The sequence below is a fragment of the Bordetella genomosp. 13 genome (genome assembly GCF_002119665.1).
Lineage (GTDB): Bacteria > Pseudomonadota > Gammaproteobacteria > Burkholderiales > Burkholderiaceae_B > Bordetella.
Map to the genome: position 1 here is coordinate 2,786,181 of NZ_CP021111.1, position 24,583 is coordinate 2,810,763.

General features: G+C 67.9%; 25 protein-coding genes. 10 read left to right on the forward strand and 15 right to left on the reverse strand.

What is annotated here, in order from left to right; genetic code table 11:
* The 8 genes from CAL15_RS12530 to CAL15_RS12565 form a co-directional block, all read right to left on the reverse strand.
* Entirely contained in the window at positions 1-657 is a 657-nt protein-coding gene (locus CAL15_RS12530) for a TRAP transporter small permease subunit (protein ID WP_086078891.1), read from the reverse strand.
* A gap of 50 nt (positions 658-707) precedes the next feature.
* Positions 708-1,484, reverse strand: a complete 777-nt coding sequence (locus CAL15_RS12535) for an ABC transporter permease (RefSeq protein WP_086078892.1) — start codon at positions 1,482-1,484, stop codon at positions 708-710.
* Positions 1,481-2,269 carry an ABC transporter ATP-binding protein gene (locus CAL15_RS12540; protein WP_086078893.1) on the reverse strand — a complete coding sequence of 263 codons (789 nt, stop codon included), beginning with the start codon at positions 2,267-2,269 and terminating at the stop codon, positions 1,481-1,483. Before CAL15_RS12540 ends, CAL15_RS12535 begins: the two co-directional genes overlap by 4 nt.
* Positions 2,266-3,273, reverse strand: a complete 1,008-nt coding sequence (locus CAL15_RS12545; protein WP_086078894.1) for an ABC transporter substrate-binding protein — start codon at positions 3,271-3,273, stop codon at positions 2,266-2,268. The genes CAL15_RS12540 and CAL15_RS12545 overlap by 4 nt, the downstream gene beginning before the upstream one ends.
* 64 nt (positions 3,274-3,337) lie before the next feature.
* Complete coding sequence (locus CAL15_RS12550) at positions 3,338-4,528, reverse strand: xanthine dehydrogenase family Fe-S subunit (protein ID WP_086078895.1); 1,191 nt, start codon at positions 4,526-4,528, stop codon at positions 3,338-3,340.
* Between the two features lie 3 nt (positions 4,529-4,531).
* Positions 4,532-5,413 (reverse strand): FAD binding domain-containing protein, encoded by an 882-nt coding sequence (locus CAL15_RS12555; RefSeq protein WP_086078896.1) that lies wholly within the window; start codon positions 5,411-5,413, stop codon positions 4,532-4,534.
* Positions 5,410-7,842, reverse strand: a complete 2,433-nt coding sequence (locus tag CAL15_RS12560) for a xanthine dehydrogenase family protein molybdopterin-binding subunit (protein WP_086078897.1) — start codon at positions 7,840-7,842, stop codon at positions 5,410-5,412. The genes CAL15_RS12555 and CAL15_RS12560 overlap by 4 nt, the downstream gene beginning before the upstream one ends.
* 47 nt (positions 7,843-7,889) lie before the next feature.
* Positions 7,890-8,975, reverse strand: coding sequence for a TRAP transporter substrate-binding protein (locus CAL15_RS12565; RefSeq protein ID WP_086078898.1), 1,086 nt, complete (start codon positions 8,973-8,975; stop codon positions 7,890-7,892).
* 384 nt (positions 8,976-9,359) lie between these two features.
* Here CAL15_RS12565 and CAL15_RS12570 point away from each other — a divergent pair, with 384 nt between their 5' ends.
* The 5 genes from CAL15_RS12570 to CAL15_RS12590 are packed head-to-tail and all read left to right on the forward strand — an operon-like array spanning position 9,360 to position 13,395.
* Complete coding sequence (locus CAL15_RS12570; RefSeq protein ID WP_086078899.1) at positions 9,360-9,671, forward strand: non-heme iron oxygenase ferredoxin subunit; 312 nt, start codon at positions 9,360-9,362, stop codon at positions 9,669-9,671.
* A gap of 3 nt (positions 9,672-9,674) precedes the next feature.
* Positions 9,675-10,949 (forward strand): NAD(P)/FAD-dependent oxidoreductase, encoded by a 1,275-nt coding sequence (locus CAL15_RS12575; RefSeq protein ID WP_086078900.1) that lies wholly within the window; start codon positions 9,675-9,677, stop codon positions 10,947-10,949.
* Between the two features lie 28 nt (positions 10,950-10,977).
* Positions 10,978-12,267, forward strand: a complete 1,290-nt coding sequence (locus tag CAL15_RS12580; RefSeq protein WP_086078901.1) for an aromatic ring-hydroxylating dioxygenase subunit alpha — start codon at positions 10,978-10,980, stop codon at positions 12,265-12,267.
* A 14-nt stretch (positions 12,268-12,281) separates the two neighbouring features.
* Entirely contained in the window at positions 12,282-12,803 is a 522-nt protein-coding gene (locus CAL15_RS12585) for an aromatic-ring-hydroxylating dioxygenase subunit beta (RefSeq protein WP_086078902.1), read from the forward strand.
* Between the two features lie 46 nt (positions 12,804-12,849).
* Complete coding sequence (locus CAL15_RS12590) at positions 12,850-13,395, forward strand: MarR family winged helix-turn-helix transcriptional regulator (protein ID WP_086078903.1); 546 nt, start codon at positions 12,850-12,852, stop codon at positions 13,393-13,395.
* A 23-nt stretch (positions 13,396-13,418) separates the two neighbouring features.
* Here the strand turns inward: CAL15_RS12590 and CAL15_RS12595 are convergent, their stop codons facing one another.
* From CAL15_RS12595 to CAL15_RS12620, 6 genes are read right to left on the reverse strand one after another with little or no spacing between them, the layout of a single operon-like run.
* Positions 13,419-14,378, reverse strand: a complete 960-nt coding sequence (locus CAL15_RS12595) for a Bug family tripartite tricarboxylate transporter substrate binding protein (protein WP_086078904.1) — start codon at positions 14,376-14,378, stop codon at positions 13,419-13,421.
* Between the two features lie 38 nt (positions 14,379-14,416).
* The gene (locus tag CAL15_RS12600) at positions 14,417-15,349 is read right to left on the reverse strand and encodes an SMP-30/gluconolactonase/LRE family protein (RefSeq protein ID WP_086078905.1); all 933 of its coding nucleotides are present in this window, start codon (positions 15,347-15,349) and stop codon (positions 14,417-14,419) included.
* Between the two features lie 7 nt (positions 15,350-15,356).
* A complete protein-coding gene (locus CAL15_RS12605; protein ID WP_086078906.1) occupies positions 15,357-16,157 on the reverse strand; it encodes an SDR family NAD(P)-dependent oxidoreductase in 801 nt (266 codons plus the stop codon).
* A gap of 31 nt (positions 16,158-16,188) precedes the next feature.
* A complete protein-coding gene (locus CAL15_RS12610; RefSeq protein ID WP_198299040.1) occupies positions 16,189-16,740 on the reverse strand; it encodes a carboxymuconolactone decarboxylase family protein in 552 nt (183 codons plus the stop codon).
* A 2-nt stretch (positions 16,741-16,742) separates the two neighbouring features.
* On the reverse strand, positions 16,743-17,300 hold the full coding sequence (locus tag CAL15_RS12615) for a DUF4286 family protein (RefSeq protein WP_086078908.1): 558 nt from the start codon (positions 17,298-17,300) through the stop codon (positions 16,743-16,745).
* Positions 17,301-17,321: 21 nt separating this feature from the next.
* Entirely contained in the window at positions 17,322-18,191 is an 870-nt protein-coding gene (locus CAL15_RS12620; protein ID WP_086078909.1) for an amidohydrolase family protein, read from the reverse strand.
* 107 nt (positions 18,192-18,298) lie between these two features.
* Here CAL15_RS12620 and CAL15_RS12625 point away from each other — a divergent pair, with 107 nt between their 5' ends.
* The 5 genes from CAL15_RS12625 (at position 18,299) to CAL15_RS12645 (ending at position 23,736) form a co-directional block, all read left to right on the forward strand.
* Entirely contained in the window at positions 18,299-19,195 is an 897-nt protein-coding gene (locus CAL15_RS12625; protein ID WP_086078910.1) for a LysR family transcriptional regulator, read from the forward strand.
* A gap of 172 nt (positions 19,196-19,367) precedes the next feature.
* Positions 19,368-20,201 (forward strand): hypothetical protein, encoded by an 834-nt coding sequence (locus CAL15_RS12630; RefSeq protein ID WP_086078911.1) that lies wholly within the window; start codon positions 19,368-19,370, stop codon positions 20,199-20,201.
* Positions 20,202-20,207: 6 nt separating this feature from the next.
* Positions 20,208-21,938 (forward strand): thiamine pyrophosphate-binding protein, encoded by a 1,731-nt coding sequence (locus CAL15_RS12635; RefSeq protein WP_086078912.1) that lies wholly within the window; start codon positions 20,208-20,210, stop codon positions 21,936-21,938.
* Positions 21,939-21,972: 34 nt separating this feature from the next.
* Positions 21,973-22,938 carry a Bug family tripartite tricarboxylate transporter substrate binding protein gene (locus CAL15_RS12640; RefSeq protein ID WP_086078913.1) on the forward strand — a complete coding sequence of 322 codons (966 nt, stop codon included), beginning with the start codon at positions 21,973-21,975 and terminating at the stop codon, positions 22,936-22,938.
* A 3-nt stretch (positions 22,939-22,941) separates the two neighbouring features.
* Positions 22,942-23,736 carry an SDR family NAD(P)-dependent oxidoreductase gene (locus tag CAL15_RS12645; protein WP_086078914.1) on the forward strand — a complete coding sequence of 265 codons (795 nt, stop codon included), beginning with the start codon at positions 22,942-22,944 and terminating at the stop codon, positions 23,734-23,736.
* On the opposite strand, the gene CAL15_RS12650 is transcribed toward CAL15_RS12645, so the two are convergent.
* A complete protein-coding gene (locus CAL15_RS12650; RefSeq protein ID WP_086078915.1) occupies positions 23,737-24,537 on the reverse strand; it encodes an IclR family transcriptional regulator in 801 nt (266 codons plus the stop codon). It lies immediately after the preceding gene.
* Between the last annotated feature and the right edge of the window lie 46 nt (positions 24,538-24,583).

The window sequence follows — 24,583 nt, forward strand, 5'->3', positions numbered from 1 at the left end:
TCAATGCACCTTCTTGTTCTGGGCGTCGACTTGCCCGGCGCGCCCGCCCGCGTCCGTCGACGCGGCGGGAACGCCGCTTTCCTTCAGCCGCTGCGCGATCTCGTCGGCCAGCGCCTGCTCGTCGGGCGTCGCCTCGCGCTGCCGCGGATCCCGGCAGACGCCGCGCAGGAAGCCGATGCACTTGATCAGGTGCGACAGCGCCGCGGCGATCAGCAGCATGAAGCCCACCGGCACCAGCAGCTTGGCGGGCCAGCGGATCAGGCCGCCCGAGTTCGATGACATCTCGCCGCTGGCGTACGACTCCCAGAACATGGGCCACGCCAGCCACATGATGATTCCGCAGCCGGGCAGCAGGAAGAACAGAATGCCGAAGATCTCCATGCGGACCTGGGCACGCAGCGAGAACCGCTGCGCGATGATGTCCACGCGCACGTGATCGTTGCGCAGCAGCGAATAACCCGCGGTCAGCAGGAACAGCGCGCCGAACATGTACCACTGGATCTCCAGCCAGGCATTGGAGCTGGCATGGAAGAACTTCCGCCCGAAGGCGTTGGCCGTGCTGATCAGCACCATGGCCAGGATGAGCCAGGCCACGACACGCCCGACGAGGGCGTTCAGTGCATCGATCGCACGAGATAACTGGAGCAGGGCTTGCATTGCAGTCTCAGATCATTGAAGAAACATGAACAGGGAGGTCGTGGGCGGGTTCAATGAGGCGCGCGCCAGGGCATGGCGCGGCGTTCCACCCATACCAGGGCGCCGTACAGCGCCAGGCCCAGGGCGGCCAGCACGAACAGCGCCGCGAATACGCGTACGGTGTCGAAGGTGCCCTGCGCGCTCATGATCACGTAGCCCAGGCCGCGCTGCGACGACACGAACTCGCCCACGATCGCGCCTACCAGGGCAAGCGAAATGGCCACCTTCATGCCTGCCACGAGCGACGGCAGCGCGGCCGGCAGGCGCACCTTCAGGAAGAACTGCAGCCACGAACCGCGCAGCACGCGGCCCAGGTCCTGCACGTCCGGCGGAACCGAACGCAAACCGTGGACCGCGTCGACGATGATCGCGAAGACGGCGATGAGGAAAGCGATAGCCACCTTGGGCTCCGCGCCGGTCCCCATCCAGATAACGAACAGGGGCGCCACCGCGACCTTGGGCACGCTGTTCAGCGCCACGATCAGCGGATAGCCGAAGCGCGCGAACGCCCGCGATCCGACCAAGAGCAGCGCGATGGCCACTCCGCCCACCACCGACAGCACGAATCCGCACAGCGTGGTGAATAGCGTGTAGAGCGCGTGGTCGGCGTACCAGCGCCAATCCTGCGCCAGGTCGCGGATCACCGCCGAGGGCAAGGGCAGCATGATGGCGCGCACGTCCAGCACGCGGGCCGACGCTTCCCAGGCCAGCAGCGCCAGCACGATGGAGATGGCGCCGGCCCCGACCGGACCGCCGCACCATGCCTTAAAACGCGTTGCCGCCGTCATCGCGCCACCTCCTGCTCCTGGAACAGCCCCATCTCCTGGAACAGGCCTCGCAGGTGCGAGACATACGCGCCGAAGGCCGGCGTCTCGCGGATGGACAGTGGCCGCGGGCGCGGCAGGTCGATGGTAACGATCTCCCGCACCGTGCCGGGCCGGGGCGAAAACACCATGACCTCGTCGCCCAGGAACACCGCCTCTGCGATGCCGTGCGTGACGAACAGCACCGTGTTGCGTGTGCCCATCCAGATGCGCTGCAGCTCGGCATTCATCTGGTCGCGCGTCATGGCGTCCAGCGCGCCAAAGGGTTCGTCCATCAGCAGCAGGCGGGGATCGTCCACCAGCGCCCTGCAGATGGCCGCGCGCTGGCGCATGCCGCCGGACAGCTCGCGCGGATAGCAATCCGCGAAGGCCGAAAGCCCCGTCATCCCGAGCAGGGCATCCACCTTGGCCTGGTAGTCCGGCCGCTTCTTGCCGGCGAACTCCACCGGCAGCAGGATGTTGTCCCGGATCGAGCGCCACTCCAGCAGCGCGTCGCGCTGGAAGACGAAGCCGATTCCGGGCGGCGTGCCGGCAACGGGCTGGCCATAGACGTCAAGGCTGCCTTCGCTGATGGCCTCCAGTCCCGCCACGCAGCGCAGGAAGGTGCTCTTGCCGCAACCGCTGGGGCCCAGCAGGCTGACGAAGCGGCCGGCGGGCACCTGCACGTTCACGCCGGACAGCGCCTGCACGCCTCTTTCACCGGCATAGCGCTTGCCCGCCCCGCGGGCGGCGATGGCCATTGCAGTCATTTCGCGTCCTGGTAGGGCTGGCGCAGCGCGACGCCGCTTTCCACGTAGTAGTCGGCGGCCGGACGCTCCGCGGAGACCAGGCCCACCGAGGACAGCGTCTGCACCGCCTGCGTCCAGTCCTGGGCCGCGGGCGGCCCGATGCGCACGCCGTCCAGCGGGCCGAAGTAATCTCGCAGCGCATCGATCTGGCCGCGCAGCACCTTGGCGTCGAGCCGGGCCTGCGGCCGCGCCGCCAGGATGGCCGCCACGGCTTCGTCCTGGTGTCCCGCGTAGATGTATTCCCAGGCAGCCGCCACCACGCCGGCGAAGCGCCCCAGCACCTCGCCGCGCTGCGCCAGCCGCGCCTCGCTGGCGAACAGCCCGAAGCCCGGCATGTGCAGCCCGTAATCGGCGAAGCGCACCGCCCGCGAGGCGCGCGTCTGCGACACCACCGGCAGGAAGAAGGGAATCGTGGAGAACGCGGCATCGGCGCGGCCGATGGCATAGGTGCTGGCCTTGCCGGCGGCGTCCACGTTGATCAGCGTCAGCGCGTCGCGGCGCAGTCCGCCGCGCGCCAGGAAAGCGTCGATGAAGGGGGCCTCGAGCGAGCCCGCGGTATAGGCCACCCGCTTGCCCTTGAGGCCCGCCGGACCGTCTATGCCCGAATCGGCCGGCACCAGCACGCCGATGTCGCCCTGCCGGGCAAACACCGCCAGTGCCTTGACGGGCAGCCCCTTGTCGCGCGCCACCATCATGGAAGCCAGCGCCGCATGGCCCACGTCGAAGCTGTCGCCGTTGCCGACGATCTGCACGGTAGTGACCGATCCGTTGCCGTCTTCCAGGCTGACGTCCAGGCCGGCCTGCTTGAACCAGCCCTTCTGGGCGGCCAGGTGAAACGGCGCATGCACGCCCCACGGCGTCCAATCCAGCCTTACGCGCACCGGCTCAGCGGACTGCGCGACGCCGGATGCCAGCACGCCGCAGGCGACGGCCAGGAACAGCAAGTGCTTGAGTAAGCGCGGCATGATGCCTCCCAACGAAAACGGGATACGAAAAAGAGTGAAAGCGCGTGGGACCTGACGGGACTGGCTATTGCCGCCGTCGCTGGAACAGGCGCAGGATGCGGTCCTTCAGCACGCCGAAGAACAGCGCGACGGGATTGATGGCTGCCGCGGGAGCGTCATCGGCCGCCCCCGGGTTCTGCATGCGCCGCGTCACGTTGCGGCCGAACTCGGCGATCATGCGGCGCACGAAGTCCTGCACCAGGCCCGAACGCGAGAACTGCGCCAGCGGACCCTGCAGGGAATAATCCATGTCGATCTGCACCCTCGTGCCCTGGCCTTCGGCGTGCAGCCGGTAGCCGATGTCGCCCTGGGCGCGCGACTGGCTGACGGTGTCGCGGCCCGAGCCGTGCAGCACCGCCGCCATGCTGGCGTCGTCGCGTTCGAGCCGGGCGGCCCCTTCGAAGGCCGCCTGCATCGGACCGAACTTGATGCCGATGCGGCCTTGCACCTCGTCACCGTGCTGCGATGTGATCCGGGCGCCCGGCAGGCAGCCCGCCACGGCGGGCAGATCCACCATGAAGGCCCACACCTGTGCGGGCGGGAACGGCAGGCTGAACTCGCCATCGATATGCTGTCCCTTGCCCTTGCCTTCCGTCCTGGCGCCGGCCGGCTTGGCGGCCGGAACTGGAGCGGCGATGGCGTCCTCGTCCTCGCGCGGCGTGAACGCCTGCATGGGCCTGCCATCCAGCACCGGCAAAGGCTGTGGCCGGGGCAGCGCGGCACGCAGCGCGTCCACCGCGGGGTCCGGCTGCTCTTTCAGCGCCTGCAGCACGGAACGCACCGCCGCCACGATGCCCATGTAGCCGGTGCAGCGACAGATGTTGCCCGACAGCTCGATGCGGATGCGCTTCTCGTCGGCATCGGGCAGGCGCAGCACGATGTCGCGCGCGGTGGCCAGCATGCCGGGCGTGCAGAAGCCGCATTGCAAGGCATGATGGGCCGTGAAGGCCGCGCGCAGGCGCCGCATGACGGGATCGTCGTCGTAGCCCTCCACGGTGCGCACGTCGCGCGACTCGCAGGCCACGGCGTAGGTGATGCACGAGCGGACCGGGCGTCCGTCCACCAGCACCGTGCACGCGCCGCACACGCCGTGCTCGCACCCCAGGTGCGTGCCCGTCAGCCGGGCCTCGTCGCGCAGGTAGTCGCCCAGGTGCATGCGCGCGGGAACCTCGCGGCACACCGCCTCGCCATTGACTTTCATCGAAACCAGACTCATGGCTTATGCCTCGCTCGTACCGCGCTGCGGTATGGGGTCCATCAGGTTGGCGGCAGTGCCCAGCGCCTGCGCCAGGCAGCGCGCCACCGCCGTTTCGTACAGGCGGCGTTCCACCTCGTCCTTGTCGGGCAGGGCCTGCGCGACGGCGTCGCGCACCGCCGCCGTCGTCACCGCCGCCGCGCCCCGCGCCGCGCACGCATGCGCCAGCGCGGTCAGCGAACGCGGCGTGGCGTCCACGGCGCCCAGCACGATGCGGGCCGTGCGGCTGGCGGGATCGAACCAGGCCACACAGCTGGCCTCGGCGAATTCGCCCGTCTTGCGGCAGAACTTGTAATAGCCGAAGCGCGATTCTGCGTTGAACGCGGGCACGTCGACGGCCACGATCAGCTCGCCCTCTTGCAACGAGGTCGTATAGGCGCCCGCCATGAAGCGCTGCACGGTCTCGTGGCGCACGGCGCCCTTCTCTCCGGCGATCTCCAGCCGCGCGCCCAGGCCCGCGCACACCACCACCCAGTCCGCGGCCGGATCGGCGTGCGCCAGGCTGCCGCCTATCGTGCCGCGGTTGCGCACGGCGCGATAGGCGATGCGGCCCGCCACGCCCTGCATGGGATGGCCCTTCAGCATCTCGTGCACGCCGTCCTCGATCTCGGCGTGCGTCACCGCGGCGCCCACGCGCACGCGGTCACCACGGCGCTCGACCGTGCGCAGTTCGCCGATGCGGGACACATCCACTACGGCCGGCGGACGCGCCAGGCGCAGATTGAGCATGGGGCCCAGGGACTGGCTGCCCGACATGGGCTTGGCCGGCGCCTGCGGGTTCTGCAAACTCTTCAACGCGTCAGCCAGGCTGGCCGGACAGGAGTATTCGAAGCGGGCGGCTTTCACAGGCGATCCTCCGCCAGTTCACGCACGGGCGCCGGGGTCGGCGCAGGCTTTGCCTGGCTCTCGGCCTGCGCCATGCCCGCCTGCGCCAGCGCATGCATCAGGCGCCTGGGCGTGAGCGGCGTGCGCTGCACCAGCGGCGCGTGCAGACGACGCAGCACGTCGTTCACCGCGTTGTAGATCACGGCAGGCGGCGCGATCGCCCCGCCCTCTCCCATGCCCTTTGCGCCGAACTCGGTGTGCGGCGACGGCGTCTCGAAATGATCGATGCGGATGTTGGGCACCTCGGTGGCGCCCGGCATGACGTAATCGGCGAAGGTCGAGGCCAGCGGCTGGCCATTCTCGTCGTACGGCGTCTCTTCGTACAGCGCCGTGCCCAGGCCTTGGGCAATGCCGCCGAAGGTCTGCCCCTCCACGACCATGGGGTTGATCATGGTGCCGCAGTCTTCCACGGCCACGTAGTCCAGGATCTCGACCGCGCCGGTGCCCGGATCCACCGCGACCACGGCCGCGTGGCTGGCGTAGGTGAACGAGCCGGTATCGACCTTCGGTTTGTAGCCCACCGTCGTTTCCAGGCCGCCGATGTCGGCGTCCGGCGGAAGCTTGTGCGGATTGATGTACCACGCATCCGCGATCTCGCGCAGGCTGACCGAACGGTCGCCGGCCCACACCGCGCCGCCGCGCAGCTCGGCAGCCGATGCCTCGACCGACAGCATATGCGCCCCGATGTGCACGATGCGCGGCGCCAGCCGCTTGCACGCCTGCGACACGGCGCCGCCCGACATCACCAGCGAGCGCGATGCATAGGTGCCGGTGGAGAACGGCGTCTGCCCGGTGTCGCCATGCATGACCTTGACGCGGGCCACGTCGGTGCCGAGGATCTCGTTGGCGATCTGCGCGAAGGTGGTCTCCATGCCCTGGCCATGCGAATGCACGCCCACCCGAACCTCCAGGCCGCCGTCCGGCGTCACCTTCACGGCGGCCTGGTCGTAGCCGGGGATGACGGGCGTGCCCCAGGCCGCGAACACCGAGGTGCCGTGCGCGGACTGCTCGGTGTAGGTGGCCACGCCCAGCCCGATCAGGCGGCCGTCGGCCTCGGCGCGCGCCTGGCGCTGCCGCACCGCCGAGGCGTCGATCATCTCCAGCGCGCGGCGCAGGCTGGCCGGATAGTCGCCGCTGTCGAAGTGCTTGTTGGCCACGTTCACATACGGCATCTGCTCGGGCTTGACCAGGTTCAGCATGCGCACTTCCCAGGGCTCGCGGCCCACCTCGTGCGCGATGGCGTCCATCATCAGTTCGATGGCGAAGCACACGCCGGTGCGCGCCACGCCGCGATACGGCACGAAGCCCGGCTTGTTGGTCGCCACGCACTGCGTCAGGCAGCGATAGCTCTGGAAATCGTAGGGACCCGGAAGATTGCCGGTGGCCTGTCCCGGCTCGAGGCCGATGGTGAACGGCCACACGGAATAGGCGCCGCCGTCAATGACGATGTGCGCGTCCAGCGCCAGCAGGCGTCCGTCGCGATCCGCGTACGCCGTCATCTCGTAGTTGTGCTCGCGCGTGTTCGCGCCCGCGATCAGATGCTCGCGGCGGTCTTCCAGGTAGCGGAAGGGACGCTTGTAGGTCTTGGCCAGCCAGGCCACACAAAGCTCTTCCTGCTGCATCACGCACTTGTAGCCGAAGGCGCCGCCCACGTCGGGCGAGATGACGCGCACCTTGGCCTGGTCCAGCTCCAGGCATTGCGCCAGGCCCGTGCGGATCATGTGCGGAACCTGGGTGGCGCTGACCACGACCAGCTGGTCTTCGCGGTGGTCCCAGTACGCCAGCACGGCCTTGCCTTCCATCGGCACCATGCACTGGCGCGCCAGCTCCACCCGGCGGCGCACCACCACGGGCGCATCCAGCGACTCCGGATCGAAGTTGCGCTCGGCTTTCAACGTGACGAACAGGTTGTCGCGCCATTCCTCGTGCACCAGGTCGCCCTGCGCAGCCAGCGCCGCTTCGGCGGTGGCATAGACCGGCAGCTCGTCGTAGTCGACGCCGATCTCCTCGACCAGGTCTTCGGCCTCGGCCCGGGTGGGGGCAAAGGCCATGGCCACGGGCTCGCCGACGAAGCGCACCTTGCCGCGCGCCAGTGGCGGCTGCGCCGACCGCTGATACGTGGGCAAGGTGGAATCGGCGACGATGTCCAGCACCTGCATGTGTTCGCGGGTGAACGCGCGCCCGTTCAGCGACTCGGGAATGCGGATGCCGCCGATGCGGGCGTGCGCCAGCGGACTGCGCAGGAACGCGACCTCGCACAGCCCCGGCATGGACATGTCCCCGACGAACTGGCCCTTGCCCATGAGGTGGCGTGCGTCCTCCTTGCGGGGAACCCGCGCGCCCACGCCCTGGGACTTCGCGCCATCGGGGGCCTGTGGCTTGTCTTGCATGGAATACCTCGGTGATGAGTGGCGGCGCGCCGTCAGGCGACGCTGCGTCAACGGCGGGTGACGGCCTGGAAGGTGTAGTTGTCCAGGGCGCTTTCAGCCACGCGGAACCAGCTGGCCTGGTCGCGCTGGAACTCGGACCACTGCGGGAAGATGGCCGCGAAATCGGGGTTGGCGGCCGTCAGTTCTTTCCACAGCTGTTGCGAGGTGTTGTACGCGGCGTCCATGACGTCGCGCGGGAAGAACGACAGCTTGGCGCCGCCGGCCAGCAGCGACTTCAACGCGCCGGGGTTGCCTGCGTCGTACTTGGCCAGCATCTTCATGGTCTGCTCCGAACACGCGACCTCGAAGGCGGCCTTGAACAGTGGAGGCAAGGCGTTCCACGCGTCGGCGTTCACCATGGTGGTGATCGAGGCGCTGCCTTCGAACCAGCCGGGGGAGTAGTAGTACGGCGCCACCTTGTTCAGCCCGAGCTTGAGATCGTCGTACGGGCCGATCCATTCGGCTGCGTCGATGGTGCCCTTTTCCAGCGAAGGATAGATGTCGCCGGGCGGAATCTGCTGGGGAATCGCGCCCAGCTTGGACAGCACCATGCCGCCGATGCCGCCGATGCGCATCTTCAGGCCCTTCAGGTCTTCGACGGACTTGATCTCGCGGCGGAACCAGCCGCCCATCTGCACGCCGACGTTGCCGCAGACGTGGTTGACGATGTTGTACTTCTTGTACAGCGCGCGGAGTTTCTCCAGGCCGCCACCGTAGTGGATCCAGGCGTTGTGCTGGCGCGCGCTGAGGCCGAAAGACAGGCCCGTATCGAAGGCCAGCGCCGTGTTCTTGCCCAGGTGGAAGGTGCTGAGCACGTGATTGCACTCGACGGTGCCGTTGCTGACCGCGTCCATGTTCTGCGCCGGAGGCACGATTTCGCCCGCGGGGAAGACGCGGATCTCGAACTTGCCCTCGGTCAGTTCGGACACGCGCTTGCCCAGTTCGTCGGCCGAGCCGTACATGGCATCGAGGCTCTTGGGCCAGCTGGTGGACATGCGCCAGCGCACGGTGGCCGCGCCTTGCGCGATGGCCGGAGCCGCGGCGATGGCGGCGCCCACGCCTGCGGCCTGGGTCAGGAAACGACGACGTTGCATTCAACTTCCCCTTGTTCGAGCGGCCCTGAGGACCTTGGTTGTGGGTGACGCGCATGCCTGGACAAGGGACGTGCCACCTGACAAAAAGCTCAGTACACCGGCATTTATTCGCCGGCCTTTTAATCAGTATGCTGACGAGTTCGAGCATTCGTCAATAGGTTTATTCCTCAGTTCCGGCTGCGCGCGGGACGCTTGCCGCCTGCACCAACATGAGTCCCCTCCACGCCCACTATCGTGCCGCAATGCACCAATGTAGGACGTGTGATTCGGCCTTTGTGCGAAGCGCGCGACACCCTTGGAAAACCCGCATTCCAGACACTGGCCGATTCGCCGCATCGCTGCTAGACTTTTGTCAGTGTACTGATCATTTCGCTGGAGATTTGCATGAACTGGACCCGCATCGCATCCACGCAGGACGTCGACGACGACAGCGCGGTCGCGCTTACCATCGGCCAGGCCCAGCTGGCGCTCTACAAGTGCGACGGCGAATACTATCTTTCCGACGGCATCTGTACCCATGGCCATGCGATGCTGGCCGATGGCTATGTCGAGGACGGCTGCGTCGAATGCCCCCTGCACCAGGCGCGCTTCGACCTGCGCACGGGAAAACCCGAATGCGCGCCCGCCACCATTCCCATCCGCGTGTATCCCGTCCGCGTCGAAGACGGCGCGGTCTACGCGCAGCTGGATGCCTGAGCCATGGCCGCTCCGGGCTCCATCGTCATCGTCGGCGCCGGCCAGACCGGAGCCGTCGCGGCGCGCACGCTGCGCGAACTGGGTTATGCCGGCAGCCTTACGCTGGTGGGTGACGAAGCACACCTGCCGTACGAGCGTCCGCCCCTGTCCAAAGAGGCGCTGGCCGCCGGCGTGGACGCCAGCGTGGGCCGGCTGCACCCGGCCGACTTCTACGCGGGGCTCAACATCGACCTGCTGGCGGGCGCCTGCGCAAGCGCGCTGGACGCGCAGCGCCGCGAGGTCCTGCTGTCCGATGGCCGTCGCCTGGGCTACGACGCGTGCCTGCTGGCCACCGGCGGCCGCGCCCGGCGCCTGCCGCTATTGCCGGACGACCTGCCGGCGGTGCATACCCTGCGCACCCTGGACGACGCGATGAAGCTGGGCGCCGCGCTGGCGCCCGGCGTGCGCCTGGTGGTGATCGGCGGCGGATTCCTCGGCCTGGAAGCCGCATGGACCGCGCGGCAGCGCGGCGCCGAGGTCACGGTGCTCGAAGGCGCCGGTGCGCTGCTCGGCCGCGTGCTGCCGCCTCACCTCAGCGACTGGCTGCTGCAACGCGCTCTGGCATCCGGCCTTCAGGTTCGGCTGGGCGCCGCGGTCACCGGCGCCATGCCGGCAGCCGCCGCCGATGCCGGCACCACGCTCGTACTGGCGGACGGCAGCCGGATCCGGGCCGATCACATCCTCGTCTCGATCGGATTGCAGCCCAACACCGACCTGGCGGCGTCCGCGGGCCTGGCCCTGTGCGGCGCCACGGCGGGCGTGCTGGTCGATGCCGACTGCAGGACCTCGGATCCGCACGTCTGGGCGGCCGGCGACTGCGCCAGCCAGTGCCTGGAAGCCGACGGCACGCCGGTCAGGCGCGAATCCTGGCAGAACGCCAATACCCAGGGCGCGATCGCCGCCGCCGCCATGCTGGCGGCCGCCCGCCCGTCAGTGCCCTACCCCTGGTTCTGGACCGACCAGCTCGGCTGCAACATCCAGATCCTGGGCGCTCCGCAGCCCGGCCTGCGCTACGTGACGCGCGGCGCGTCCGCGGCCGACGATCCCGCGCCCAAGCTGCTGTGCCTGGGCCTGCAAGGCGACGTGCCCGTGCACGGCGTGGCCGTCAACGCCGGCGGCGACCTGCGCGTGCTGCGCCCGCTGTTCGAGCAGGCCATTCCCATCCAGGCGGACGTCTACGCCGATCCGGCCACCGCGTTGAAACCCTTCGTCAAATCCAGCCTGCAGCGCTCTGCCTGAGCGCGCGGCCATCCAGGAGCCTCCCACCATGTATCAGTCACAGACCGTGATCGGCATCACCCCGGCGCGCAAAGATCCTCCCCTGGCCGATTGCATCTGGCCGCAGGACGCCCTGCACTACGTGCCCGATTGGGTCTACACCAGCCAGGCCGTGTACGAGCAGGAACAGGAGCGCATCTTCCGCGGCAAGACCTGGAACTACGTGGCCCTGGAAGCCGAGCTGCCCGAGCCGGGCAGCTACAAGCGCTCTTATGTGGGCGCCGTGCCGGTCGTGGTGTCGCGCGCCGAAGACGGCAGCCTGCACGTGTTCGAGAACCGATGCGCCCACCGCGGCGCCGAGTTCTGCCGCCACGGCCAGGGCAAGGCCAAGGAATTCGTGTGCCCGTATCACCAATGGTCGTACGACCTGAAGGGCAACCTGCAGGGCGTGCCCTTCAAGCGCGGCGTGAACAAGGCGGGCGGCATGCCGCGCGACTTCCGCAACGAGGACCACGGCCTGCGCAAGCTGAACGTCACCACCCGCCACGGCGTGATCTTCGCCTCGTACTCCGACGAGGTCGAGCCGCTTGACGAATACCTGACGCCCGAGATGCTGGTCGATTTCGACGCCGTGTTCCCCGGTCGTCCGCTGAAGATACTGGGCTACTACCGCAACGAGCTGCCCTGCAACTGGAAGATGTACCACGAGAATCTCAAGGATCCGTACCACGCGACCCTGCTGCATTCGTTCCTGGTGGTGTTCGGCCTGCTGGTGGCCGGCAACAAGTCGGCCATGACGGTGGACAAGGTGCATGGCCGCCACGGCACCATGGCCTCGGCCAAGAGCGAAGAGAAGTACGCCACCGTCAGCGAAGAGAACAAGAAAGAGATGCGCTCGTTCCATGACGGCCTGCGGCTGCGCGACGACCGCTTCCTCGAGTACGTCAAGGAATTCGATTCGCCGTGGTCTGTCACCATGCAGACCATCTGGCCCAACCTCATCGTGCAGCGCGAGATGAACACGCTGGGTGTGCGGCACATCATCCCGAACGGTCCGGACAGCATGATCATGCAATGGACCATGTTCGGCTACGAGGACGATACCGACGAAATGCAGCGCCACCGCCTGCGCCAGGGCAACCTGATGGGGCCCGCGGGCTTCCTGGGCCTGGAAGACAACGAAGCCATGAAGTTCGTGCAGGAAGGCGTGCGCCGCTCCAGCACCGACCTGAACGTGCTGAAACTGGAAAGCGGCAAGCTCGGCACCTCGGACACGCTCATCTCCGAGGCCGCGATCCGGTCCATGTATCAGTATTACCGCCAGGTCATGGGATTTTGAAAGGACCCGACGAGATGAACCAGAACAATGTCTATGTGCCCAGCCGCCTGTCTGCGCAGAAAGCCGCGCCCCTGAAAGCCGAAATCGAACTGTTCCATGCCGAATACTGCGCGGCCCTGGACGGCGGCGACGTCGAACGCTGGCCCGAGTTCTTCGTCAGCGACGCGCTTTATCGCGTTACCGCGCGGGAAAACGCCGAATTGAATCTGCCCGTGGGCCTGGTATATGCCGAGGGACGCGACATGATGCATGACCGGGCGGTGGCGATCGCGCGCACGCAGATGTACGCGCCGCGTTATCTGCTGCATATTGTCAGCAATATCCGCGTCATCGACGCCGGCGAGACGGGCGACATCGAATCCCAGGCCGCATTCCTGCTGATGCAGACACTGGTGGAAGGCCCCACCACGGTGCACCTGGCGGGCACTTACCGCGATATTTTCGTCCGCGACGACGACGGCGCATTGCGCCTGAAATTGCGCGACGTCATATACGACACCAACATTTTGGCAAATGACCTGGTCTATCCTGTATAACCGTCAGTACACTTTCATTCATTAATCGGAACAGGAAACCCGCCGCATGGCATCTCCCAAAAAGAAAATCGTGGTGGCGCGCAAATCCGCCGCTCGCAAGGCACGCCCGCATATTGCCGAAGACGCGGGGGATGCGGCGCGCGAGGTGCTGTGGGAGCGGCCCGGTTTCCTGGTGCGGCGGCTCAACCAGATCCACTACGCGATGTTCTTCGAAGAGTGCCATACCCAGAACATCACGCCGGTGCAGTATGGGATTCTCACCGCCCTGTCGGTGGTTCCGTGGATGGACCAGACCGAGATCGGCATGGATCTCGGCCTGGATCGCACCACGACCGCGGACGTCGTGAAGCGGCTGCAGGAGCGCGGCCTGATCGAACGGCGGATCAACCCGGAAGACAAACGATCGCGTCAGGCCAAACTGACCAAAAGCGGCATCCAGATCGTGGAAGAACTGCACGCCGGAATGGCCCGTGCGCAGGAGCGCCTGCTCGAGCCGCTCACCGCCCGCAACCGGGAAGTGTTCATGCGACTGCTTGGTACGCTGGTAGAGGCCAATAACCAGTATGGCCGCACCGTGCTGCGGGCCTTCTAAGCCCGCATACGGCATCCGCGGCCTCAGTTCTCCATCTGGATCCCTTCGGCGCGGCTCAGGTCGCCCCACTTCTTCGTGTCGTCCCGCACCAGGTCGGCGAACTGCTGCGCCGAGGTCGGCGACAGCTCCACGCCGGTGGACTCGGCGTAGGCCTTCAGTTCGGGCGAGGCCATCACCTTGACGATCAGCTTGTTCAGTTCGGCCACCTTCTCGGCGGGCGTGTCCTTGGGCGCGAACAGGCCATACCAGTTGTTGGCATACACGTCCGGCACGCCGAGCTCGTCGAAGGTGGGCACGTCGGGCAGCACCGCCGAGCGCTTGGGCGCGGCGATGGCCAGCGCCCGGGCCTTGCCGGCCTTGACCTGCGGCAGCAGGCCCGACACGTCGCCGATGAAGCCGGCGACCTGCCCGCCGATGGTGTCCGTGATGGCCGGCGCCGCGCCCTTGTAGGGCACGTGCAGGATATTCGCGCCCGCCGCCTTCTTCAGCTGCACGATCGCCATGTGCGGCATGCTGCCCACACCCGAGGACGCCATCGACAGGCCCTCGCCCTTGGCCTTCGCGACGAACTCCTTGGCGCTCTGGATCGGGCTGCCGGCGCCGACGATCAGCACCTCGGGCACCGACACCAGCAGCGAAATGGGCGCGAAGTCCTTGATGGGGTCGTAGATCAGCTTGGGATAGATCGCCGGATTGATCGAGATGGCGCCCACCGAACTGAGGAACAGCGTGTTGCCGTCGGGCCGCGAACGACCGACGTAGGTGGCCGCGATCGCGCCGTTGCCGCCCGGCTTGTTCTCGACCAGCACCGGGTGCTTCAGTTCTTTCTCGAGTTGCGAGGCGACGATGCGCGCCAGCGAATCGGCGGGCCCGCCCGCGGGAAAGGCGATCACCAGGCTGGTGGTGGACTGCGCGTGCGCCGCGGCGGCGGCCGCCAGGCCTAGCACGCCGACGGCCAGACGCTTCAGGATGCTGAGATACATGGTTTTTCTCCTCTGCTTAGTTATTGATGAAACCGGCTTTACAGGGCTGTCGCCCCTTGAGTGTTGACGAATAACGAGTAGATCGACGTGCACGACGCCATGAACAGGCGGTTGCGGTGCTTGCCGCCGAAGCACAGATTGGCGCAGCGCTCTGGCAGCGCGATGCGGCCCAGCAGGTCGCCTTCCGGCGAATAGACCCGCACGCCGTCCAGCTCGGGCGTGCCCATGCCCCACCCGCACCACAGGTTGCCTTCTACGTCCACGCGCAAGCCGTCGGGCGTGCCGTCGGCCGCGTCGAACAGCACGCGCCGCCCGGCCAGCGCGCGGCCGCCATCCGCCACGTCGAACACCAGGATGTTGCGCGGACGCGAGCGCGACTCGATGACGTACAGTCGCCGCTCGTCGGGCGAGAACGCCAGGCCGTTGGGGCCGTTCACCGAGTCGCATACCATCGACACCTCGCCTGTCTCGGGACAGATGCGGTAGATGGCCGCGGGCAGCTCCTGCTCGGCCTTCTCGCCCTGGTAATAGCCGATGATGCCGAACGGCGGATCCGTGAACCAGATCGATCCGTCGGACTTCACCACGACGTCGTTGGGCGAATTCAGGCGCTTGCCCTGGTAGCGATCGGCCAGCACGGTGATGCGGCCGTCGTGCTCTGTGCGTGTCACGCGGCGCCCCAGGTGCTCGCAGGTGATCAGCCGGCCCTGTCGGTCGCGCGTGTTGCCGTTGGCGTGGTTCGATGCGGGACGCCATACGTGCGTCTGCCCGCTGACCTCATCCCAGCGCATGATGCGATCATTGGGCACGTCGCTCCACAGCAGATAGCGGCCGTCTCCGAACCATACCGGACCCTCGGCCCAGCGGCTGCCGGCGGCCAGGCGCTCGACGGCGGCCAGCGGCAGCACCAGCTTCTCGAAACGGGGGTCCAGCGCGATGACCGCGGGGTCGGGATAGCGCACCATGGGCATGGCGGCATCAGTCGCAGCGTGCACTCATGCCTCCGTCGACGACGATCTCGGTCGCCGTGATGAAGCGCGCTTCATCCGAGGCGAGGAACAACGCGGCATTGGCGGTATCCAGGCCGTCGCCCATGAAAGGCAGCGGAATGCGCGCCTGGCGCTGCGCCAGCAACTGCTCCACGTCGCCGCCCGCGCGCTGGCCGGCCAAGCGCACCTCGACCATGGGCGTGTGCATCTGGCCCGGAATGACCGTATTGCAGCGTATGTTTTTCTTCGCGTATTCCAGCGCCACCACGCGCGACAGCTGGATCACGCCGGCCTTGGCGCTGGCGTAGCCCACCTGCGCGGAACCCGTCCAGCGTATGCCCGAGGTGGACGCAATGTTGACGATGGCGCCCCCGCCCTGCTGCTCCATCAGCGGCAGCACGTGGCGGCAGCCCAGGTACACGCTCTTCAGGTTGAAGTCGATCTGCCTGTCCCAGCCGGCTTCGTCCAGGCCCACCGGCCCGCCCTTGCGCGACCCGCCCACATTGTTGACCAGGATGTCCACGCGCCCCCATTGACCGGCGCACGCACGCACCATGTCGCGCACCGCGTCGGTGTCCGTGACGTCGGCCTGCCAGGTGGCGATCTCTCCGCCGACCTCGCGCACGCGCGCCACGGTCTCTTCCATGGCCGCGAGGTCGAGATCCACCGCGAACACCCGTGCGCCCTCCTGGGCGAACCGGTAGGCGATGGCGCGGCCGTTGCCCCAGCCGGGCCCGACGCTGCCGGCGCCCGCGACGATGGCCACTTTGCCCTTCAATCGATCCGTCATGTCTTTTCTCCTCCTTGTGGACGACGCCGCCTCAACGCTCGAAGCTGACCGTGCTGCCGTCCGTGGGCTGGATGTCGAACACGTTGATGGTCATCGAGATCAGCGTGTAGTAGCCCGAGATGCCGACCAGATCGACCACGCTTTCCTGGCCCAGTGTCCGCACCGCTTCGTCGTACAGCGCGTCGGGCACTTGACGCGTCTGCAGCAGCGAGCGCACGAAGCGGTACACGACCGATTCATCCACCTTCTCGAAAACGGGCTCGTCGCCCACGCGGATGGAATCGGCCACGGCGGCATCCAGGCCCGCCTTCAAGGCGATGGGATGATGGGCCCACCACTCGAAGGACGAACGCCACCACGCCGCCATGGTCAGGATGGCAAGCTCGGACAGGCGCGGACTCAGGCTGGAGTCATACCGGCAGTACTGGCCCAGCGCCTGCGCATGCTCGGCGAGCCCCGGACGGTGCAGCCATATCGCCAGCGGCCCGCGAACGCGGCCCCGCGGGCCGCTGGCGATGGCGTCGTGGATGCGGCGCTGGTGTTCCGACATACCGGCTACGTCGGGAGGATTCAGGCGAGGCATGGTCAGGTCTCCTGGTTGGCGGGCACCGCGTGGAACATGGTGCGCTTGGTATTGATGAAATTCGGGCGTACGCGGCTGCTCCAGTCGGTGCCGCGCACTGCCAGCCAGGGTGGCGATCCGAAGGTCTCGCGGCTGGCCAGGTCATAGCAGGCGTAGTAGCGCGGCGATCCTTCCTTTGCCAGATAGCGGCGCGCGCGCACGGTGCCCGGCACCGCGGCCAGGCCGGGCAGATGTTCTTCTTCGTACCAGCGGTCGAAGTCGGCCTCGGCGCCCTGCTTGATGTCGGTCTCGACCACGTAGAACCATGGCGCCGGCTGACCCGCGGCCTGGCCCGCCACGTCGGTGGTCAGGTCCAGCGCCACGGCATGCGCCCGCGGATGCCGCGCCTGCAGCGCCGCGCGCAGCGCCGCCGCACCGGCCGGCCTGGCCAGCAGCGCATAGGTCTCGAGATGGTCGGCGGCCTGGTAGATCCACGCATCGCCCTGCCCCACGCCCGGCAGGGCGCGCAGTGCCGCGTGTGTGATCGTCTCTTCCGGAAATTTGATCAGCATTTGTTCCATGCTTGTTCTCTTGTGGGACTGTCAGGATTCGAATCGGTACAGCGCGTGCGGGTTGTCCACCAGGATCCGTTGCCGCATCGCGGGGTCGGGGCACAGGCGCAGGAAGGTATTGAGCAGCTCGCCGTCGTCAGGCATGTCGCCGCCTACATTGGGATGCGGCCAGTCGGTGCCCCACAGCAGGCGCTCGGGCATGGCCTGCAGCAGGGCCGCCACCAGCGCCTCGCCGTCGGCGAACGGACGCTTGCCGCTCGCTGACACGCGGTCCAGCCCCGAGACCTTCACCCAGGCGCCGGGATGATCGCGCAAGCCCAGCAGGGCCTCGAAGGCCTCGCTGTGGGTGCCTTGCGCGGCCGACGCGCGGCCCATGTGGTCGATCACGAACGGGATGGACAGCTGCTTCAGCCGGGGCAGCAGCCCCGGCAGGGAGGCCTGGTCGGAATGCACGCAGAGATGCCAGCCGAATGGCGCGATGCGCGGCGCCATGGCGGCCAGCTCGTCCCATCCGCCATTGGCCAGGTGCGCCACGAAGTTGTAGCGCACGCCGCGCACGCCGCGGCGGTCTAGCTCCGCGATGCGCGGCTCGTCGACGTCGCGCGGCAGCAAGGCCACTGCGCGGTACCGCCCGGCCCCACGATCCAGCGCGTCCAGCGTGGGCGACAGGTCGTAGCCGTGGCAGCCGGGATGCACGATCACGCCGCGGCTGATGCCCAGCTTGCGATGCAACTGGCGCAGTGCCTCGAATGGCGCGTCCGGCGGGGTATAGGGGCGGTTCTCGGCATACGGGAACACATCCGCCGGACCGAAGACATGGAAATGGCTATCGCACGCGCCGGCGGGCAGCGCGTGGTCGGGCGGTGTGATGTGTTCCAGCGGCGGCGCGCAATCGGGCATGGGCGGAGTTCGATGGCTGTCGAATACCGCATCATCCGCAGCCCGGGCATCCCCGGCAATGGCGTCCGGCTGACTTCTGATATAGAAAAAACGTATACCATCGCGCCATGGACCTCAAGCAAATCCGCTACTTCATCATGGCGTGCGAGATGCGCAGCCTGTCCCGCGCCGCCGAGGTGCTGGGGCTGTCGCAGCCCTCGCTCAGCCGGCAGATCCAGCTGCTCGAGGCCGAACTGCGCCATCACCTGTTGGTCCGCACGGGCCGCGGCGTGGAGCCCACGCCGGCGGGCCTGCGCTTCCTTGCGCATGCGAAGGCGCTCGATGCCATGGCATCGCATGCCAGGCAGGACATGCGCGCCTATGCCTCCACCACTCAGGAAAAGGTGCGGCTCGGCATGCCGCATCGGGTGGCGCGCAGGCTGGCGCCTCAAATCGTCCAGACCTTCCGCCGGCGGCATCCCGAGGCATCGCTGACGCTGGCCGAAGGCCTGAGCTCGGAGATGAACGAGTGGCTGGTGAAGGACCGGGTGGACCTGGCGCTGCTGTACGACCCGCCCCCTTCCACTCTGGCGCGCTTCGAGTCGGTCTATCGCGAAGACCTGGTCCTGGCCTGGCGCAAGACCTCACGGCGCGCGCCGCCGCGTCTGCCGGCCCGGGCGCTCAGCGCCTATCCCCTGGTGCTGCCCAGCGCCCCCAACACCATCCGCGCGCTGGTCGACAGCACCTGCCGCGAGCTGGACGTGGTGCTGAACATCGTGGCCGAGGTGGACGTGGTGCACACCATCCTTGAAACCATGACCGAGGACAACCTGTACACGATCCTGCCGCGCTCGGCGCTGCACGACGTGCCGGGGCAGGATCACCTGGGGTACTCCGAGATCGTCGAGCCGGTAATCATGAACAACCTGACGCTGGCCACGCCGGCGCGCAGGCCGCTGCCCCCGCTGGTCGAAGCGGCGGCGGAGATCATCCGCGGGCTGGATATGAAGAGGTTGTTTGCCTGAGCGCAGGCATTGAGCGTGACAGCCACCTCGCCCCGACGAATCGCTTCCATATTGTGGATGTTTGATTGCATCCGCTCGACGGGCGTCTATAGAATCCGGCCAACGGAGACTATAGAACCCATAAGCTATGCCCGCGGAACCCCAAGCATATAGGCACGACGACTTCCATAATATGGATTCCAGCTCGGCATCCGCCGTCGCCGTACTGGACAGCATCACCAAGCTCGCGCCCGCCCACGCAGCCCAGGTGGTCATCGCCGCTTCGCACGGCGGCCTGTATGCGGCCTATTGCGCGGCGGCCGGCGCAGTGAGGGCGGTCATCTTCAACGATGCGGGCGTCGGCAAGGACCGGGCCGGCATTGCCGGCCTCGACTATCTGCAAACCATCCACATCCCCGCTGCGGCCGCCGACTACCGCAGCTGCCGTATCGGCGATGGCCAGGACATGGCCGCGCATGGCCGCATCAGCCATGCCAACGCGGCGGCACAGGCGCTGGGCTGCGCGCCGGGCATGACGGTGCGCAGCGCCGCCGAATGCCTGCGATCCGCCACTGGCGACCGCATGCGCCCAACCGCGCAGACGGAATCGCGGCAGGTGCTGGTCGCCGACGCCCAGGGCCATGCCCGCGTCGTGGGCCTGGATTCCGTATCGCTGCTGGATGCGCGCGACGATGGCCTGATCGCGGTGACCGCGTCGCACGGCCAGCGGTTGGCAGGCCTGGACCACGACGGCGTCAAGGCCCGCCCCGCACTGGTCAGCTTCAACGATGCCGGCATGGGCAAGGACGGCGCCGGCGCCAGCCGGCTGCCGCTGCTGCAGGCTCGCGGCATTGCCGCGGTGACGGTGGCCGCGGCCAGCGCCCGCATCGGAGACGCGCGCTCGTGCTACGAGACCGGCGTGATCTCCTGCGCCAACGACAGCGCCCTGGAACTGGGTCTGCGCGTCGGCCTGTCCCTACAACAATGCATATCGGCCCTGCTCGCGGGCCCCATCAACAAGGAGTAGACGCGCATGTCGGAAAAACTGGAAATCACCGGCGGCGAAGCCATCGCCCGCATGTTCGCGGCGCACGACGTGGAACTAATGTTCGGCATGGGCGGCTTTCAGCTGCTGCCCTATTACGACGCGGTGCGGCGCCTGAGGCTGAACCACCACCTGATCAACGATGAGCGCTGCGCGGTGTTCGCCGCCGACGCCTACACCAAGGTCAGCGGCAAGCCGGGCGTATGCGACGCCACGCTGGGCCCCGGGGCCACCAATCTGGTGACAGGCCTGGCCGAAGCCTACAACGCGGGTACGGCCATGGTCGCGCTGGTGGGCGACTCGCACCGCCTGCATTCGTGGAAGAACATGACGCAGGAGGCGCGTCAGCTCGAAGTGCTGCGGCCCGTCGTCAAGGACGTGCTGCGCGTGGAGAAGATCGAGCGCATTCCTGAACTCGTGCGCCGCGCCTTCAGCATCGCCACCAGCGGGCGGCCCGGCCCCGTGGTGCTGGACGTTCCCGAGGACATCGCGCACGAGGTCCATGCGTTCGACGCCTCTGCATTCCAGGCCAGTGAGGTGTATCGCCGGGCGCCCGCGCTGCGCTGCCGTCCCGATGCGCAGGCCGTACGCGAAGCCGCGGACCTGCTGGCCAAGGCCAGACGCCCGCTGATGCTGTGCGGCGGCGGAGTGCACATCAGCGACGCGGCGGACACGGTGCAGGACTTCGCCCGCCGCTTCAACATCCCGGTCGCCCACACCATGAGCGGCAAGGGCGCCATCGCCTGCAGCGATCCGCTCAGCGCGGGCCTGTTCGGCCGCTACAGCCGCAAAGCCAACGACTTCATCGCCACATCCGACTGCCTGTTCGTGGTCGGCTGCAAGCTGGGCGAGGTGGCCACGCGCCGCTACGAACTGCTGGCCGGCGGCGCGCCCATCATCCACCTGGACATCGTGGCCGAGGAGTTCGACCGCACCACACAGCCCACGCTGCGCCTGTGGGGCGACGTGCGTGCGACGCTGCAGGAACTGGGCGAGGCGATGGGCCCGGCTGAAGGCATCAGGCAACAGCGCCAGGCCTATGCCGAGGAAGTGGCGCAGGCCAACGCCGAATGGCGCGAATCGGTGCAGGCCAAGCTGACCTCAACCGACCGCCCGATCGGTATGGCCCGCCTGATGCACGAACTGAACGCCACGCTGCCCGAAGACGGCATTCTGGTGGCGGACGGCGGCTTCGCCGCGCATTGGGGCGGCCTGCTGTTCGACACCAAGCGCGCCGGACGAGGCTTCGTGCCGGACCGCGGCTTCGCATCCATCGGCTACGGCATCCCGGGCGCCATCGGCGCGGCGATCGCGGCGCCCGGCCGCCAGGTCGTCAGCCTGACGGGCGACGGCGGCTGCAACATGTCGCTGGGCGAGCTGGAAACCGCCGTGCGCATGGGCCTGTCGTTCACGCTGATCGTGGTCAACAACGCCGCATCGGGCTACATCAAGGCCCTGCAGCACCTGATGTACGGCAGCGGCAGCTATCAATCGTCGGACCTGGCCGAGACCAGCTACGCCGATGTCGCGACCGCGCTGGGCTGCCACGGCATCCGCCTGGAAGACCCGGACCGCATCCGGGACGCCCTGCGCGAGGCCTACGCCTGCAAGGGCCGCCCCACGGTGCTGGACGTCGTCGTCACGCGCGATCCCGCGCACATGCTGCCCGGCGTGGACAGCCGGGCGGCCAAGATCAAGCCGGGCGATCGCATCGCGTAACGCCGGCCACCATCATCCACAGGAGGAGACAACCATGAAGAACATCCGTACCTGGCTAGGCGTCGCGGCGCTGACGCTGTGCACCGCCACGCAGGCCGCCGGCTATCCCGACCGTCCGGTCAAGCTGATCGTGCCCTTCCCGCCGGGCGGCACGTCCGACGTGGTCGGCCGCATCTTCGCCGACGCGCTCGGCAAGGAACTGGGGCAGACCGTCGTGGTCGAGAATCGCAGCGGGGCCGGCGGCTCGGTCGGCACGCGCGCCGTGGCCTCCGCGGCGCCGGACGGCTATACGCTGCTGCTGGCCACCTCGAGCACCAACGGCACCAACCCCGCGGTCTACAAGACGCTGCCCTACGATGCGGTGAAGGACTTCACGCCCGTCACGCAGATCATCCGCGTGCCCGGCGTGATCGCGGTCAACAAGAACTTTCCGGCCAAGGACTATGACAGCTTCGTCAAGCTGATCAAGCGCGAACCCGGCAAGTACTCGTACGCGTCCTCGGGCAACGGCGGGGCCACGCACATGGCCATGGAATACTACAAATCGCTCTCCGGGCTGAACATCATGCACGTGCCCTATCGCGGCACCGGCCCGGCGCTGAACGACGTCATCGCGGGCCAGGTGGGCATGATCTGGGACACCGCGGCATCGTCGATGCCGCACATCCAGGCCGGCAATCTGCGCGCCATCGTGGTGGCGGCCAAGACGCGCCTGACGCAGCTTCCCGACGTGCCCACCTTCGCCGAGGTCGGCCTGCCCGACTACGACGCCGAGATGTGGAACGGCCTGCTCGGCCCCGCCAACCTGCCGGCCGACGTGCTGAGCAAGCTGAACGCGGCATCGGTGAAGGCGCTGGCCGATCCGCAGGTGAAGGCCAAGTACGCCGGCGTGGGCGCCTACGTGGTGGCCGACAGCCCGCAGGAGTTCGCACAAGTCATCAAGGAAGACGTGGCCAAATGGAAGAAGGTGGCCGAGTCCGCGAACATCACGGTAGAGTGAACCATGGGTCAGCGTCTGGCCAACAAGGTGGCTCTGGTCTTCGGCGCGGGTTCGTCGGGCCCGGGCTGGGGCAACGGCAAGGCGGCGGCGGCGCTGTACGCCCGTGAAGGCGCGCGCGTCTATGCGGTGGACCTGCGCGCCGAGGCCGCCGAGGAGACCCGCGCCGTCATTGCCGGCGAGGGCAACGTATGCACGGCGCTCACGGCGGACGTCACGCGATCCGAGCAGATCGAGTCCGTCGTGCGCGCGGTGCTGGACCAGGAGGGCCGCATCGACGTGCTGCACAACAACGTGGGCATCACCGAGATGGGCGACCCCATCGAGGCCAGCGAGGAAAGCTGGCATCGCGTGATGGACACGAACCTGACCGGGGTGTTCCTGACGTGCAAGCACGTGCTGCCCGTCATGCTGAAGCAGTCTTCGGGCAGCATCGTCAACATCTCGTCGCTCGCCTCGATCCAGGTCAACCAGTATCCCTACACCTCTTACTACGCCGCCAAGGCAGGCCTGAACCACCTGACGCGGTCGCTGGCTGTGCGCTACGCGCCGAACAACATCCGCGTCAACGCGGTGCTGCCCGGCGTGATCGACACGCCATTGATCTATACGCAGATCGCCGGCCAGTTCGAGGACGTGGAAGAAATGCGCCGGCGCCGCAACGCCGCCAGCCCGATGGGCCGGATGGGCGACGCCTGGGACGTCGCGCATGCCGCGCTGTTCCTGGCCAGCGACGAGGCCAAGTACATCACCGGCGTGTGCCTGCCGGTCGACGGCGGCAAGGCCTGCGCGGGCCGCTGATCAGCGCAGTTCGGCCGTCAGCGCGGCCGACTCGCGCTGCAGCGCCGACACCACCTCTTGCAGGCGCGGCCCCGACAGGCGCGAGCGAATGGCCGCCACGCTCAGCGCCGCCACCACGCGCTTCTCGCGGTCGTAGACCGGCACGCCCACACCAAGCATGTCGGGAATGATGCGTCCGGGATTCAGGGCATAGCCGTTGCTGCGCGAGGCGGCGATGTCGGCGCGCAGCATTTCCAGCGTGGGCAGATCGGGCGCGGCCGCGACGTCGTATTGCGCGAGCACGCGCTCGACCTCATCGTTGGGCATGAAGGCCAGCAGGGCCAGGCTGCCCGCCCCCACGCCCAGCGGACGGCGATGGCCGACCTCGAGCGTGAGAATCTTGACGGGGAAGTCACCTGTCTTGCGATCCACGCAGACCGCCTCATAGCCCGAGCGGATGGACAGGAAGCTGGTGTCGCCCGTGCCGTCGGCCAGCCGGCGAACCGCGGGTTCGGCGATGGCCTTGATGCCGTGCCGGCTCTCGGCCGCCAGCCCCAGGATATAGGCCTCGCGGCCCAGGCTGTACGTCTTGCGGGCGGCGTTGAGGCTGAGGAACCCTTCCTGCAGCAGCGCGGACAGCATGCGGTGCGCGGTGGGCGGCGTCAGCCCCAGGTCGCGCACCACGTCCGTCAGGCTGACGCCGCGAGCCGATGCCGCACCGACGTACTTCAGTATGTGCAAGACCCGCAGAATGCTTTGCGCGCCGCCCACGGTGTCCGTACTGCGCAGCGAGGCATAGGTGGGCGGCTTGGCGGTGGGCATGGTGGCGCAAGTTTACCGTCCTATGCCCACCGACGGATCGTTTCCG

Coding starts and splice junctions, on each gene's coding strand:
- CAL15_RS12530 (WP_086078891.1), bottom strand. CDS start 657: ATGCAAGCCCTGCTCCAGTTATCTCGTGCGATCGATGCACTGAACGCC.
- CAL15_RS12535 (WP_086078892.1), bottom strand. CDS start 1,484: ATGACGGCGGCAACGCGTTTTAAGGCATGGTGCGGCGGTCCGGTCGGG.
- CAL15_RS12540 (WP_086078893.1), bottom strand. CDS start 2,269: ATGACTGCAATGGCCATCGCCGCCCGCGGGGCGGGCAAGCGCTATGCC.
- CAL15_RS12545 (WP_086078894.1), bottom strand. CDS start 3,273: ATGCCGCGCTTACTCAAGCACTTGCTGTTCCTGGCCGTCGCCTGCGGC.
- CAL15_RS12550 (WP_086078895.1), bottom strand. CDS start 4,528: ATGAGTCTGGTTTCGATGAAAGTCAATGGCGAGGCGGTGTGCCGCGAG.
- CAL15_RS12560 (WP_086078897.1), bottom strand. CDS start 7,842: ATGCAAGACAAGCCACAGGCCCCCGATGGCGCGAAGTCCCAGGGCGTG.
- CAL15_RS12565 (WP_086078898.1), bottom strand. CDS start 8,975: ATGCAACGTCGTCGTTTCCTGACCCAGGCCGCAGGCGTGGGCGCCGCC.
- CAL15_RS12570 (WP_086078899.1), top strand. CDS start 9,360: ATGAACTGGACCCGCATCGCATCCACGCAGGACGTCGACGACGACAGC.
- CAL15_RS12575 (WP_086078900.1), top strand. CDS start 9,675: ATGGCCGCTCCGGGCTCCATCGTCATCGTCGGCGCCGGCCAGACCGGA.
- CAL15_RS12580 (WP_086078901.1), top strand. CDS start 10,978: ATGTATCAGTCACAGACCGTGATCGGCATCACCCCGGCGCGCAAAGAT.
- CAL15_RS12585 (WP_086078902.1), top strand. CDS start 12,282: ATGAACCAGAACAATGTCTATGTGCCCAGCCGCCTGTCTGCGCAGAAA.
- CAL15_RS12590 (WP_086078903.1), top strand. CDS start 12,850: ATGGCATCTCCCAAAAAGAAAATCGTGGTGGCGCGCAAATCCGCCGCT.
- CAL15_RS12595 (WP_086078904.1), bottom strand. CDS start 14,378: ATGTATCTCAGCATCCTGAAGCGTCTGGCCGTCGGCGTGCTAGGCCTG.
- CAL15_RS12600 (WP_086078905.1), bottom strand. CDS start 15,349: ATGCCCATGGTGCGCTATCCCGACCCCGCGGTCATCGCGCTGGACCCC.
- CAL15_RS12605 (WP_086078906.1), bottom strand. CDS start 16,157: ATGACGGATCGATTGAAGGGCAAAGTGGCCATCGTCGCGGGCGCCGGC.
- CAL15_RS12610 (WP_198299040.1), bottom strand. CDS start 16,740: ATGCCTCGCCTGAATCCTCCCGACGTAGCCGGTATGTCGGAACACCAG.
- CAL15_RS12615 (WP_086078908.1), bottom strand. CDS start 17,300: ATGGAACAAATGCTGATCAAATTTCCGGAAGAGACGATCACACACGCG.
- CAL15_RS12620 (WP_086078909.1), bottom strand. CDS start 18,191: ATGCCCGATTGCGCGCCGCCGCTGGAACACATCACACCGCCCGACCAC.
- CAL15_RS12625 (WP_086078910.1), top strand. CDS start 18,299: ATGGACCTCAAGCAAATCCGCTACTTCATCATGGCGTGCGAGATGCGC.
- CAL15_RS12630 (WP_086078911.1), top strand. CDS start 19,368: ATGGATTCCAGCTCGGCATCCGCCGTCGCCGTACTGGACAGCATCACC.
- CAL15_RS12635 (WP_086078912.1), top strand. CDS start 20,208: ATGTCGGAAAAACTGGAAATCACCGGCGGCGAAGCCATCGCCCGCATG.
- CAL15_RS12640 (WP_086078913.1), top strand. CDS start 21,973: ATGAAGAACATCCGTACCTGGCTAGGCGTCGCGGCGCTGACGCTGTGC.
- CAL15_RS12645 (WP_086078914.1), top strand. CDS start 22,942: ATGGGTCAGCGTCTGGCCAACAAGGTGGCTCTGGTCTTCGGCGCGGGT.
- CAL15_RS12650 (WP_086078915.1), bottom strand. CDS start 24,537: ATGCCCACCGCCAAGCCGCCCACCTATGCCTCGCTGCGCAGTACGGAC.